The sequence below is a fragment of the Corynebacterium suranareeae genome (genome assembly GCF_002355155.1).
Taxonomy (GTDB): domain Bacteria; phylum Actinomycetota; class Actinomycetes; order Mycobacteriales; family Mycobacteriaceae; genus Corynebacterium; species Corynebacterium suranareeae.
This window is the reverse complement of the sequence record NZ_AP017369.1, coordinates 1,998,234-2,011,591: the sequence shown is the minus strand read 5'-3', so window position 1 is coordinate 2,011,591 and position 13,358 is coordinate 1,998,234. Positions and strand designations below refer to the sequence as shown.

Here is a 13,358-nt window from a genome sequence, read left to right as displayed (position 1 = left end):
AAACCTTTCTAGAAATGAGTACGGGAGAGTGCCTGCATGAGGTAGCGATTAACGCCGGCCCAGTGCAGGATCTGGGTGTTGTGTTCGTTGTCGTGGTCAGTCTTTGGGGGGCTGACACGTATAGTGACCACTGGCGCTTGGAGATAGCCTAAGTCTTGAGTGATGTAGGTATGTGCTACATCACCGGCAGCCACAGTGACTTTTGTGGCCGGCATGTTTTTGCGAGCAAAGAAATCAAGTGTCGCTGTACACCCTGGGCAATCTGCTGGACCGTAGACGAGAATTTCGTGCACAGTTGTTGTTGGTGTCAACAATTCCGCATCAGAGATACGAGTATGGAGTAGTGCTGAATACAGCGGGGTGTTGGTGGTAGTAATAGGGGTCATGGGTGTGTAGTGGAAACCAATCAAGGAAAAGGTGAGTACTAAAGGTCGAGCGCAAGAACCCCGTTACAGCGAACATAGAGATATGTCGGTGCTGCAACGGGGTTCTTGGGGTGGTGCATGAAACAGCTTCGTGTGTTTTATTACTGCTTGTTAAAAATTGCACGAAGTGCTTCAATATCGGACACGACTGGGTTAACAGCAGCGTTTTCTGACGCATCAGAGTTCACTGCAGAAACGTCACTGTGACAATTGGGGGTAGAGGTGCTGTAGACAAGGTTGTCACCTAGCTGAGGTTGTGGTGCAACATCAACTGGCATGGTTGGCTCAACCGCTACAGCTGGCTCAGTGATCTCTGGAAGAGAAGTCGGCTGAGTTACTGGCCCCTCATTGATAGGTGCCTCAAGCTCGGTAACAGTTGGTGCTACCGGAGCAGTGCTTGTCTGAACATTCACATGGGTCGGGATAGCTGGGTGGAGTACAGGCTGCGGTGCCACTGAGTCGGTGGCTGCAGCTGGTACAGGTGACTGAGCCGGCAGAGCAGCATCCTCTTCCGAGAACGAATCGAAAGCGAATTGCGACAAGTACTGCTGAATTGCTGGTTCTGCGGCTTCGAGTTCGCGAGCTTCCTCCTCTTCTTCGATCTGTAGCGCAGCTTCAGCATTGTTGACGATTTCTTGATCGACCAGTGCGGTGACTTCCTCATCGCTGAGACCACGCAACCAGGGATTGTTGTCGAGCAACAGTGCTTGAGCCTGAGATTCAGCAACAGCAAGAGCACGCGCTTCCTGTTCAGCCTCAAGGAGGGCAAGCGCTGCAGCTTCTTCTTCCTTGATCTTGCGTTCGGCGTCGCGCTCTTCGAGAAGATCAACGATCTGCTCATAGTCGGTGACGATGCGTGGGAATGCGCGAGTAGAACCAGCAATAATGAGTTCACGCTTTTTTGCACGGGTTAGAGCCACATAGGTGGCGCGCTTACCTTCTTCGGTCATCTCTGCATCGGAGCTTGGTTTTTGAAGCACGATGACATTATCGAATTCCAGACCTTTAGCACTGTGGATGGTGGAGACCATGAGTAGTGGCTTTTCCTGTGCGACAGCCTCCTTATTGGCATTGTTACGTGCATTAAGCATGGACTGTCGAGCGCGGTTATTTCTGATTTCGTAGTCAAGAATGCACTGGCGAAGACGATAGAAGAATTCGTCATGGGTGATCATGCCGGACTGAGTTTGCTGCACCCAACCCTGAATATCACGCTCATTTTCACGCCACCATGTAGCCATAGCCTTGATGACGCGACCCTCCATTTGCTCACGTTTTCCGCGCACGAGCTTATCTAGGTGCGCAGTGACCTGGCTCGTGAACGTAAATGCGGCATGAGCTGGGTCAACAGCGGTGACCTCAAACCAGAAATCCTTAATAAAGGTCGAGAACACTGTGTTGTTGAAGCCCTTATCGGACTGCAAGTTGCGCACAGTGATGTTGGGATACATTTCAGCGAGAGCTTGCTGCGCTGCACGGATCTCGCGACCGGAGTGCGCGAGCACGATGGTCTGCTCATTGTTGAGAATGGCCGAGTCAAAGCGATCCTTATTGGACTGCATGAAATAAGGAATGCTGTCGGTAAACTCAGATTGCTTAGACACATGGTGCATGTCTAGTTCAACCTTTTCTTTGAAGCTGTCTGCAGTAGGTGCATCAAAAGAGTTGGCGTAGAGCTGGATACCAGCGAACTGGTTAGCCTCAATATCGGAGAGGTGGATATTAGCGAAGTCCAGAATCTCCTGGTTGGAACGGTAATTGGTGGTCAAACGGTAGGTACCGAAAACACCAGACGCTTCCAGGGAGTTCAGGGCCTTAGGGTTAGCAGAACGGAACTCATACAAGGTCTGTGATGAGTCACCGACAAGGTACAGGCTCGTGTTGTGCTTAGCTGCAAAACGAAGTGCGAAGACGAACTCGAAGACCGAGTTGTCCTGTACCTCATCAATAATGAGGTACTTCGGAGATGCATGAGGCTCGACCAGCTTGTCCAAGAGCAGGTAGCAGATGATTATTTCCAGTTCCAGCGAGGTCTGCTTAATCTGGCTGAGTACAGAAATGAAAGCCTCAATATGAGATTCCATGAAAATACTCAATGCGGTCAGGTTGGCATTACCGCCTTGGGTCATGACCTTATAGAGCAGGTCACGAAGCTGAATCATGTAATCAGAGGTCACCATCTGATCGCCATACTCAATATCAAGGGTGTTGATAATGGTGTCAATGGTGGAGATCTCATGATCAGGGAAATTGTGTGCGTAAATCTCGTGAACCATCTTGGAGATGGTCATGGAAGTTACCTTGTCATTTTTTGCCGTGATGTTATCTGCGGCAGCGTTAGTAAACGACAGCACAGCGATTTCTTCCGGGTTGGTACCTGCAGCGCACAAGTACTCAATGCGTTCCAGAATCACTGTAGATTTGCCGGTACCGGCGCCGGCCTGAATAATCGCGAGCGGATTATCAGTGGTGATGGCTTCACGTTGCTGCGTGGAGAAATGTGGTTGAATCTGGTAACCAGAAGCAGCCACAACATTCTCATCTGGCACAGGTAGCTGGGAGACAATCGAGTTGAGTGCATCCAGGTTGGAGCTCAAGGTTAGCTGCATATTCTGTCGCACGAGGTACTGAACCATGGATTCATTCTTGATGGCACTGACAGTCCAGAACAGGGAAGAATACGCGGTCAACGGTACATCGTAATGCTCCAAAATGCGCAGCTGACGAGACATCGGCAGCATTGCCTTCTTGGAGATAGGCACCTCGTTGATGTCGGTGATAGTGGGGGTCAGTTGCTGGGTGAGCCACAAAATATCGCGGGCATTTTGTTTAATGACATCGCTGACATGGTTGGTGATCTTGTTGCTGTTAATGAGTTTCGCCTGCGCAACAACGCGTTCGTATAGGTGATAGGACTTTTCCGACCACTCATTAAGCATGGCCATATCCAGCGTAATAGGGGTGGGTGAGCTGGCGACATTGATGTGGTTGGAGAGATATGAATCAAGATTGTTGAGCATATCTACCAGGGTCGTCGCTGGGTCCCATGAGAAGTCCACATGTGCGAAAGAATTAACACTAGCGAATCCTAGCGGGTTATCCTCGAACAGGTTGCAGACAGCACCAATGCGCTTGATGCTTGGGATAGAAATAGGATTACCATCCTTATCGAGCACCTGGGTGCCCTGATCATCAAGCAAGGTAGAGCCGTGATCTTGGCCAGCGATAACATGCACAGTGACTCGATAGTAGACATGAGTTGTGTTATCAGATGCGGTGGTACCGTCATCAAGCACAGTCTTACCGGTGCGTAGAGCAATGGTCTGCGGGGTAAAGTCCACCCACAGGTTGTAACCGTGGAAATGGTAACCGCAGATGTCAGCGACATTAATCATTTGGTCCAGCTGCGGAATATCGAGCTGGTAGAGGTACGGCCAAGCGGCCAACTCTGCATCAGAGTTGTTGACGTTGTTGTTGCGACGCAGGGTGGAGACATGCAGTGCGTTGCTGATGGATTCAGTGAGGACGACAGCAGGGGTTGGGTGAGTAAGGATGTAGCGGGTCTTAATACCTTTGTGATCAGTTGACTGAGGGGTGTAGACATCAGATACCGGCTGGTAAGACAGATCAGGGTTAGTTGGGTGCACATTCTTATTGAGGCGACCTGTCTTACCACCCACACCAGTGAGATCACGGTGAAAGAACTTTGCAGTAAGACCTTTAGACTTAAGAATAGGGGCTTTACGCTTTTTCTTCTTTGGCTGCTCGGCTGTAGCGCCTGCACCTTCTTCTTCTGCAGGGTCAGTGGTGGCAGCAGTATCACCGTCAAGTTCAGCATCGGCGTTAATAGCGTCAAGCAAATCTGCGTCGGTGTCGGGGTTGTATTCGGTGACGGCACCGATAGCGGAGTCGTCGTCAGGATTAAGGTTGTCAATAATAATAGGCATGGGGATGTGGCTTTCTTATATATAAAAATGGATGTGTGTTGAGACAGGTTTTTTATGCAGCAGTGGGGTAGAGCGATTCATGATCTGTCATGAGTACGGCATTGAGGTAGTCTTCATACTCTTGGTCGCAGTAACAAGGGCTGGTGGGATCAAGTTTGGAGTTGTCGTAGCCATCATGAAGTGGCTGAGAGGAAGTCTGAATTTTGTACATGTGGGTGAGTTTTCTTTGGTTGTAAAGACATGGGTGTGTGGGGTGAGGTGATAACACCCCTTAACCAAAGAAAAATAAGGTCAAGGGGTGTTAGCGGTAGTCGTAGCTGATGCTGAGCGGGTCACTATCAGGCTCTATCCAGAAGTTGAAGCAATTTTCTGAATATTTTTCGGCATTGTCGGTGAGTCGGTCACCGTATTCGTCATAGCCACGATCCCAGAATCCGGCGCCATGATGGTCACGAGTGAGTAAGAAGTCATGACCGTGGTGTTCCCAATCTGGACATAAACCATCGTCAATGAGCTTTTTCATTGTGTCGTAATTGTCATGGAGGAATTCAAGACAATCTTTAACAATGGCTTTGTTATTGCGGAGCTGAGCTATAAGAATGTCGGTATAGGTTTCTTGACCTAAGAAGAACGCATCGGTAAGAAACATAGGTTCGTCGTCTATTGTGACGATGGCTGTGAAAATGGCTGCATCGCAAAAACCGGTAATAAATGCAGCTTGGTCAGCAGTTAGCTCAGGTCGAGCTCTTGAGGTGTTGTGAGTAGCGGTATCAGTCATGATGTACTCCTAAAGGTTGGTTATATCAACAAAGATGCGATGTAGTCTTCGATGGCGCGTGCAGCAGGACGTGCACCAAAATCTGAGATAAAGGTGGTCTCGACCAACTGATCAAGGGCGCTTGCGTCAATATCAGTGGGGATCTGTGCTGCATAATGGGGGTGACTGAGCAGCACAGCGTCGCGGCGACGTGCATAGAGATCAACAAGAATCTCACGGTAGGTGTGTGCGTCAATACGGTTGAAGGCAAAGACATCTTGAAAACGATTCAGCAGTTCTACGGGGAAGTCTTTGGCAAGCAATTTTTTAAGACGCTCTTGCGCACGTGGGTCGGTTGCAGCATGAGCAGAGCCGAGCACACCTGCGTTACCTGAGTCGAACCCAAAACTGTTGCGGCCGATTTTATCGCTGGCTGCATTAGTGGTGGCAATGATAATGGCTTGAGAGAAATTCAAGGTTGTGCCATTAGCCATTGTCATAGAGCCTGTATCAAGAGCCGCCATAAACAGCTGCCTGAAATTAGGGTGCGACTTCTCGAACTCATCCAGCACAATAACTTGGTGCGGATTAGAAATCAGCGGGTCAAGTGGTTTGGTGCGTTTAGAATTTGAGCCAATATAGCCATCGGACGATCCAATAAGTCCGGTAATAGATTCTGAACTGATGTATTCAGGCCCGTTAATAATGATGGGGTCACCGCCGTTGATGGCATGGGAGAGGATACGGGCCATCTCGGTTTTGCCCACACCGGAAGAACCCGCAAAAACCCAGCTTAACGGCCTGGTACGCGGGAAAATACCGAGCTGCTCCCGCTTGAGGGCTGTGAGTACTGGCTCAATAATATGATCTTGACCAAACAGCGCTGTGAGCTTTTCGCGAGTTTGGTCGGTGCTGATGGTTGCTGGCACTTGGGCACCGAAAGCAAGTTCGCGTGCGGTGGTGTGCACATGCTCCTCAGACATCGGAAACTTGAGGGTCGGTGGGATAATGCGAGTGTTAATCAGACGTTGATTCTCCATGGTCAGCGAAGCTAACGCCTTATCAAGTAGTGTCAGGGCAGCATCTGGTTGCGCAACACTGTTTGTATTGAACTGTTCCGAGTAAGTGTAGACATAACTCAGCACATCATCGGATACCGTGACAGCATTATCGAAATGTTGTAGGTAGCTATCTCGGGCTGCGTTAAGAATGGTCAGAGTCTGATCTCGATTAAACTCATCGACGTTTACCCTGCTGAAACGGCGTTTCAGTGCAGGGTCATGGTCGAAGTCACGAGCCTCTTGCGTGGTGGTGGCACCAATGACACGGAGGTCGCCACGGGCAAGATGAGGTTTGAGAATCTGCGCGACCTTGGCTTGTGATCCGCCATGACTGGATTGATCGCCGGCGATTTGGTGAATCTCGTCAATAAAGATGATGACTTGGTTGCTGGGATCGGTTGCGTATTTGATAAGGTCCAAGATGCGCTCTTCGAGTTGACCAACAATGCCGGTGCCAGAGATAAGCTCTGCAATAGAGACATCGAGAATACGGTGACCAACAAGTTGATTGGGAATAGATGGATCATTATTGGCAAGTCGCCGCGCAATATCTTCAACAATACGGGTTTTACCCGTACCAGCAGGCCCAACCAGCAGTGGGTTGGGCTTGTTTTTGCTGATCAAAATGGCGAGAGTCTGATCAATAACATCATCACGATATAGTGCTGGATCAGAGTCTTTATGAAGGTCATTGAGGTTGGTACCAGGCTCTTCGTCCGGTGCGGTTTGTTGTTGAGCACCAGGGAAAGGAGTCATGATGGCACCGGAGGGAAGGCCGTGCTGTGATGGATGTGGGGTGGATGCAGATGTTGGTTGAGCAGTTGGATTAGTTGGGTTGTGTTGTCCAGGATCGTTGTTCGGGTCAGTGAAATCGTGAAAAGGCACGGTGGGTGGTTCTTTCTTGTAGTGGTTGGTGGTGTGGCAATCAGCAAGAATTCACTGACCCGAGATAGGTCAGTTGCTATTTTCCATGTACGCCAAGTAGTCGGCTATGGATATAGGGGTCGAAATCAACCATGGCGTTAGCGAAGTCAGTCATATCTCTACGCACCATTGACCAGCTGCCATAGTCCGGCAGAATCGGAACATAGAACATCGAATTTGGGTGGTCGATGTTTAATCCACGATTAGGCATAAAACCAAAGTCGGTGAGCACGAGATTCATGCGTTCTTGGCGTTGTGGGTTGGTTTGGATGTAATCCCAAATTTGGTGATAGTCAGTTCCGCCAGAGACTTTGGGGATGGCCGAAATGAGAGCAGTTAATTGCTGTACGGATTTACCCTTAGTAGGTAGTAGGATTTCTTGGGAGAGCACATGTGAGAAGGTGGAGAAATAGAGGTTGATGTCTAGCTTGGTGGCAAGCTGCATGAGCAGCACCACAGAGTTGCGGTAACTTTCTTCACTAATAGATCCCGAAGTATCTACATAGACATGCAAATCAGGATAGAAGCGTTTGCTTTTAACGGTGCCAGAGACATTAGGATTGTCTGGGTGGCGGCGAGAAGCCCTGGTCAGGGTCTTTTTCTGATACTTTTGCGGGTTCTGTGATTGACGCACATGAGTTAGCTTGCTCAGAACGTCTGCGACAGAGAGAACGATGGTTTGCGGAGAAGGGAGCGCTTGAGAGAAGTCGTTTTCTTGTGCAGCTCGCTTTTGTGCTGTTTGATGATTTTTTCGAGCACGCAGGGCCTGCATCTGAGCTTGCACTCCGAGATGTTGGGCAGATTGCAACTTGGAAATAGCATTAGGCGACATAATGCGGATAGATCCTGTTAATGCCGCGTTAATCTCCTTCCACTTCTTTTCAATATCCTGGGAGGATGCGTGAGCATGTGCTTCAGCATTAATGAAGACAATGGTTTCTGGCATGATCCATTGGGTCACGCTAAAGGGAGTCAAAGTGCAGGTCGGTGCATTATTGTTGGTTTGTGCGTTACTGTGATTGTGATATACCCAGGAATGCAGTAGCGAGATGAGTGTGCGAGGGAATGAATAATCATCAGTTGTGTCATGTTCATCTTTGCGCAATAGAAACTCTGCAGTGAGGTCGTCAATGGTGATGTTACGCATTGATTGGAACTGATTGAAGGTGTCGGTGGAGATAATTGATGCAGTGTGCAACGTGGTTGCCTCAGCAATGAGGTAGTCAACAAATTTAATAAATTCGGCATTGTTGAGGAACACTGCACCATAAGTGCAGGGGAAAAATACTGATGCAAGAGAGGCAAAAAACACGTCATAGGCTGCGTGAACCTCATCAGTGGTCACTGGGGCACGTGTGGTAGCGGTCAGTGGATTGTTCATCTTTGCGGTGATGGACAAGATGTCTTTAGCAGAGGGGATGACATCGTTGGCGACAGTGTAAATAACGTTGTTCGCCGGTGCTGGTAAACGGTGAGTTTTAAGGGCTTGGGAGACAAAAAGTTGATCCACAATGAATCGACGATCAAACCCCACATGATGCGTGAGCTGTGAGAGAAGATCCATCATGTCACGGTTGTGGTCTTGATGATTCGCGAGCAATGAATCTGACGTAATAGCGAGAGCAAGATGCTGTGCTAATGCTGCTGCATCGAGATCAATGGTAGATCCGCTATCGGTAACTGTGATAGTGGCTGGATGCTGTGGGTTGATAGGGGTGAATAGATGGTTGGTGGCTAGTTTTTCTAGCACTGCGGTGTACTCGTAACCATGCTCGCCAGTGGTGGAGTTACCAGTAAGAGGTGGCTGAATATCAAAAGGGCTAAATGTGTGTGGTGCGTGATTGGAGACGCTGAAGGTAACCATGGGGGGATCGCTTTCTACTACGAGAGTCAAGAGAGGTACAGGTGCGTGGATGTTGAATTTTTGTCTGCTCCACGCGGGCAGACGCATAACTACTTCAGCGAGGGTGGGTTATTATCCTTTGATGACAGCCAAAATGCCGGGGCCGAGATTTCGAGTTAGCGTGGTATCTTGTCTGGTCAAGGCGTGATAATTGGCAGCTGGCACAGAACCGAGTGAAGCAATTTTGCCGATCTTGTCAATCGGTAGTTCATCAAGAACACCGTTGGACGCGAGATGTGCGATGATATTTGGAGCGGCAGCATTAATTGAGTCATGCAGTGCAAAAATAAGAACTTCGGCTCGATCATTGTTGCTTAGTGTGTCTACCTCTTGTTCAAGCACAGTGTTGCTTGGTGCCGCTGCGAGCCGGTCGTAGGCAAACGGCTTGATCGGCCCAGAGGGTGCCTGGGATGCTGCGCTGAGCAGGTCATTAGTCATTTCGCTGAGGATTTCTGCGGTAAATGCCGTATTGCCGGTGTGAGATTCAAGTGCGACCTGTAGCAAGGAGGTAGACCTTGAATGTCCGTCAGCTGTGTCTTTGAGTAGTAGACGAAGAAAGCCATCATCTGCATTGTTGAGCCAGATAGATAAGCCCTCAATTGTACGAGGGGCGGTAAACTGAACCATGTCTTGATCAGATCCAAGCACGGCGTTGAAGTCCATCATTTGTTGTGCACTGGCATCATCATTATCGTCATCATCAGTGGTAATGAGAGCGGTAGCGGTAGTTGGCTTCATGAAGATGTACTCAGGGAACTTAGTCAGCACAGTACGGATGTATTTGTTGAGGTTGTCGCCCATGATCTTCATAAAAGTCTCTGCAGATGGCTTGACTTCGTAGAGGGAGAACCTGGTCAACGATGCAGAGTCAAGATGGGTGACATTACCGGTGAGGTTGCCGGTGACAGCAAGGCGGACATTAGGTGCTAGATCAGTGGTGCCAACGCGACGCTCAGTGGAGATAGTCATGGACGCAGAGGTGACATCTGAATCGGTTCGGTTAATCTCATCGAGAAGAATAACGACGGTTTCACTGGGGTTTGCCAGTGCGTAGTCATTTGCCTCAACGAAGGTCGCGTGCGGGAAAAACATTTGCTTCCACTTGCCATCGGTGGGGTCCTGCAGGGTGCGAGCACCAGTGAGGTCGCCCTTATCGGCAAGGGTGTTCACCGAGATACTGAAGACTTTGTAGCCTGCACGCTCACCGATTCCGTAGATGAATGAGGTTTTACCGATACCTGGTTCACCAGCAAGAAACGGCACAATGCGGGTGTCTTTGAGATCAAGTTCAACGATGCGAGACAAAGTGTCGTCAAGGTAGAGAGACATAAGTTGTGTAGTCCTTAAAAGTAAGTTGTTGAGTAATGAGAAGAGTGAGTGTTGCGCTGTTGTTTCAGCACAAGAGATACGCCTGGGTAGTAGCTATCTGAGCCAGGACGCAAGAGAACAATGTGCGATCCGCACCGCAACAGGAGCCGGTGCGATCTCACATAATCCCCCGAACACAGCTTCGCTGTGTTGTCTTTTCACCGACGCTGCACCATGCAGCCACCGCCAGAAAAATCAACCAGCCCGACTGCCTGACAGGTCAGACCACAGGGGGGAAGGGAAATGCCTTTATTCAACGATGACGTAGGGGAGAGCATCAATGTCGATGCTTGAGAGTAGTTCAGGGTCATCCTGATCAAGCTCAGCGCGAAGCTGTGTGCGAGCACTCGTAATTGTGCGTGCTGCGACCAGGTAAATAAGTGGTAAGCGATTATGTTGGTCAGGGATGGTGAATTCGAATTCTTTAGCCATAATGAGTGTTCTTTCTTATGCGATGTGTGTGGAGAAGAGAGTGTGCTTCACATTTCGTTTAGTCAAGAAAATAGTGCGGGTAGATATGACACAGACTTGCTCATCGAGGGCGGAGAGCAAGTCTGATTCTGCGCGTACACGGGTAGTGATGCCGGTACGAGCGGGTATTTGTGGTGAATTAAGTGAGTCATGATGTGCTGCTACATGATCTGTTCAACTTTGAGGATGATGGCTCGTGCGATAGCGATAACGGCATCGAAGCCACGAGCAGACTTATCGTCAGTCATGTGAGTGATGTCGGAGTACACGCCACGTTCTCCCAGGATATGAGTCCCGGTATCGAAATGAGTATCAAAGACGAGCCCAACGGTGTGTTCATCAATGGGGTGAATGACCAAACCAGGCAGCAGACCATAACCAGCACCATTCAGCGCCGCAACAATATCATCAAAGATAGTGGGGTTGCTCTGGGCATAGCCAAAGACATCACCCATGTGGTCGAAGTCGTCGGGGGCGAGTGCGTGAGGATTATCTTTTTTGGTTAAAGATTCAGCGATGATGGCATCGTTGCATTTACCAAGAACGTGTATTTCTTCTACGCAAAGTAGTTTTTGCGCGGGGATACGTTCGGTTGCGTTCCACACCTTGACGGCGGAACACAGTGTTGGTGCGGTGACTACCGTGACTATGGGGGCGGTGCTGGGGTGGCTCCAATTTTTTCGCGGAGTTAGTTGAGATTTAGTAACGGTCGTGGAGATGATGCGGAATTTCAACATGGTGAATAATGCTCCGTTCAAGTGGTGAATAGGCAGTGATCGAAAGAAAAAAGGAGTGGGCAGGTACGGAAAGAATTAATTTTAGTGACTTTTAAATCCGCAGCGCCCCGTAGTAATTAATTAGTACTTTATTGTGTGATTACAGGTCAAGTTATGTAAATAAAACTCGATACTTTAAGAAGACTAATAACCCCGCAATAACAACTTGTTAAAAAATATAAAAACGCATGTAAACTCCGTGAGTGCTTAGCAATGTGTCTACGTCAACATTTGACTGGATAGATGTTGAATAATTTTGTTTACCCAACATGTGCAACGCTGCGCTCCTTAAATTTCCACTGGTTGTCATGGGGTACGGTGCCCACTGACTATGAATGGTAGCGCGTTCTTTATGTTTAGAACAAGTGTTTCAATAATAAATCTATTTCTCACCTCCTAGAGGGGGTGCAGCTGGCGGGTTGTAGATTTTAAAACTGTGTTCGGACACCGTGTTTTCTTGGGGTAGTGCGCGGTAGTGATGTGGTGAATCTGCTGTGCTGAGCTGGGGTTGTGGTTGTTGGTGGACGATATTGTTTGGGGGGTTATGGGTGTAATGGTTTTTACTATGCCGGGAGGGTACGAAACGGTAGTCACCATTGTCGGGGTGTTCTCGCATGTCAAGGCAGGAAATAACCTGATACATCAGATACGGCACGCCAGATCGCTCCTCATCATGTTTGCTGCGGTGAGTGATCATGCGAGTAGCGACAGCGAACAGAAGTCTGATGATGTGATCGGAGTTGATGGGTTTGTCGAGACTGATCGTGGTGGGATGCATCCTCATAGTGGGAAGCAGTAGATTGATAATGACACCAATTTGGCTGAACTCGAACCGGGATGCATCATCATAGAAGTCCGCAAGTGTTTTCGAGTAATGTTCGGCAAATAATCGACAGGTCGAGTCGATGACTTCATCGTCGCGAATGCGCTCAGCATCGCTGAGATCTGGTGGCATCAGTGCATTGGGTGTGATGGTAAGTCCGGCACCGGTTTTTAAGTTGGGTGCAACAGTTTTAGCTAAGTCTGCAAAGACGTTTTCCCATGTAAGTGGTTGATCATTCAACCATGGCACAGCACTTGTGTTAGCAGATTCACTGTGATGGAGAACATGCTCTGGGATTGGTTGTCGGGTGAAGGTGATCCACTGTGAGGTGAGAATTTCGAACCAGCGCTTGGGGTGTTTGATACTGGGTTTGTTGTGTACGGCAGGAAACGCTGCGAAATTCTCTGGTATCGGCATAACCAGGTGATAGCCACGACCACTCATGGACACCTCTGTGTAAAAGGCGGTGGGGGAGAGCGTGAGTAGTGTGGCTGCGACCTCGGGGGGACAGGTTTTTTCAATATCTAAAATAAGACAGCCATCTTGGACAGCATCGAGATAAAACGCATTGTTGGCAGCGGTGGGAATCTGTGTACGCAGTTCATCCAGGGTGAGCAGGGAGGTTGCTGCGTCTTCGATGCGGGCACCATGAATAACGGGGCTACCGTAGGTGGCCGTGGTCAGCATCTGTTGGACATTGATGGGGCGTTTGTTGATGTCTGAGATTGTCCAGGCGCGACGGCGGCCCAAGTGATTGATAAGCGGGTTGTGATAAAACGCAGGAAACTGTGCCACCGGATCAAACGGTGAGTTATCAAGCGTGTGAAGAGGGTTGACCATAAGTGACCTGGGCTTTGTTGTTGGTAGGTTGGCGAAAAGTGGTGGGCGAAAAACGGGTCGAGG

Annotated in this window: 10 protein-coding genes; all 10 read right to left on the bottom strand. The window is 49.1% G+C overall.

From position 1 onward, the window contains the following. Positions 1-8: 8 nt before the first annotated feature. On the bottom strand, positions 9-386 hold the full coding sequence (locus N24_RS16600) for a glutaredoxin family protein (protein WP_231910961.1): 378 nt from the start codon (positions 384-386) through the stop codon (positions 9-11). Between the two features lie 140 nt (positions 387-526). Beyond that, a complete protein-coding gene (locus tag N24_RS16595) occupies positions 527-4,372 on the bottom strand; it encodes a UvrD-helicase domain-containing protein (RefSeq protein WP_231910959.1) in 3,846 nt (1,281 codons plus the stop codon). A gap of 52 nt (positions 4,373-4,424) precedes the next feature. Further along, a complete protein-coding gene (locus tag N24_RS16360) occupies positions 4,425-4,583 on the bottom strand; it encodes a hypothetical protein (protein WP_096456397.1) in 159 nt (52 codons plus the stop codon). 90 nt (positions 4,584-4,673) lie between these two features. Further along, on the bottom strand, positions 4,674-5,150 hold the full coding sequence (locus N24_RS09445) for a hypothetical protein (protein ID WP_096456395.1): 477 nt from the start codon (positions 5,148-5,150) through the stop codon (positions 4,674-4,676). Between the two features lie 20 nt (positions 5,151-5,170). Next, positions 5,171-7,075 carry an ATP-dependent Clp protease ATP-binding subunit gene (locus tag N24_RS09440; protein ID WP_231910957.1) on the bottom strand — a complete coding sequence of 635 codons (1,905 nt, stop codon included), beginning with the start codon at positions 7,073-7,075 and terminating at the stop codon, positions 5,171-5,173. 76 nt (positions 7,076-7,151) lie between these two features. Then, positions 7,152-8,978, bottom strand: a complete 1,827-nt coding sequence (locus N24_RS09435) for a vWA domain-containing protein (RefSeq protein WP_096456391.1) — start codon at positions 8,976-8,978, stop codon at positions 7,152-7,154. A 111-nt stretch (positions 8,979-9,089) separates the two neighbouring features. Then, the gene (locus N24_RS09430; protein ID WP_096456389.1) at positions 9,090-10,346 is read right to left on the bottom strand and encodes an AAA family ATPase; all 1,257 of its coding nucleotides are present in this window, start codon (positions 10,344-10,346) and stop codon (positions 9,090-9,092) included. Between the two features lie 288 nt (positions 10,347-10,634). Beyond that, positions 10,635-10,817, bottom strand: a complete 183-nt coding sequence (gene gip / locus N24_RS09425) for a gyrase inhibitor Gip (RefSeq protein ID WP_096456387.1) — start codon at positions 10,815-10,817, stop codon at positions 10,635-10,637. 200 nt (positions 10,818-11,017) lie between these two features. Further along, on the bottom strand, positions 11,018-11,593 hold the full coding sequence (locus tag N24_RS09420; protein WP_096456385.1) for a hypothetical protein: 576 nt from the start codon (positions 11,591-11,593) through the stop codon (positions 11,018-11,020). Positions 11,594-12,014: 421 nt separating this feature from the next. Continuing rightward, positions 12,015-13,295, bottom strand: a complete 1,281-nt coding sequence (locus N24_RS09415; protein WP_096456383.1) for a hypothetical protein — start codon at positions 13,293-13,295, stop codon at positions 12,015-12,017. Positions 13,296-13,358: the final 63 nt, after the last annotated feature.

Bases quoted from the DNA above. Each gene is read 5' to 3' on its own strand.
- N24_RS16600 (WP_231910961.1), bottom strand. From the start codon at position 386: ATGACCCCTATTACTACCACCAACACCCCGCTGTATTCAGCACTACTC.
- N24_RS16595 (WP_231910959.1), bottom strand. From the start codon at position 4,372: ATGCCTATTATTATTGACAACCTTAATCCTGACGACGACTCCGCTATC.
- N24_RS16360 (WP_096456397.1), bottom strand. From the start codon at position 4,583: ATGTACAAAATTCAGACTTCCTCTCAGCCACTTCATGATGGCTACGAC.
- N24_RS09445 (WP_096456395.1), bottom strand. From the start codon at position 5,150: ATGACTGATACCGCTACTCACAACACCTCAAGAGCTCGACCTGAGCTA.
- N24_RS09435 (WP_096456391.1), bottom strand. From the start codon at position 8,978: ATGGTTACCTTCAGCGTCTCCAATCACGCACCACACACATTTAGCCCT.
- N24_RS09430 (WP_096456389.1), bottom strand. From the start codon at position 10,346: ATGTCTCTCTACCTTGACGACACTTTGTCTCGCATCGTTGAACTTGAT.
- gip (WP_096456387.1), bottom strand. From the start codon at position 10,817: ATGGCTAAAGAATTCGAATTCACCATCCCTGACCAACATAATCGCTTA.
- N24_RS09420 (WP_096456385.1), bottom strand. From the start codon at position 11,593: ATGTTGAAATTCCGCATCATCTCCACGACCGTTACTAAATCTCAACTA.
- N24_RS09415 (WP_096456383.1), bottom strand. From the start codon at position 13,295: ATGGTCAACCCTCTTCACACGCTTGATAACTCACCGTTTGATCCGGTG.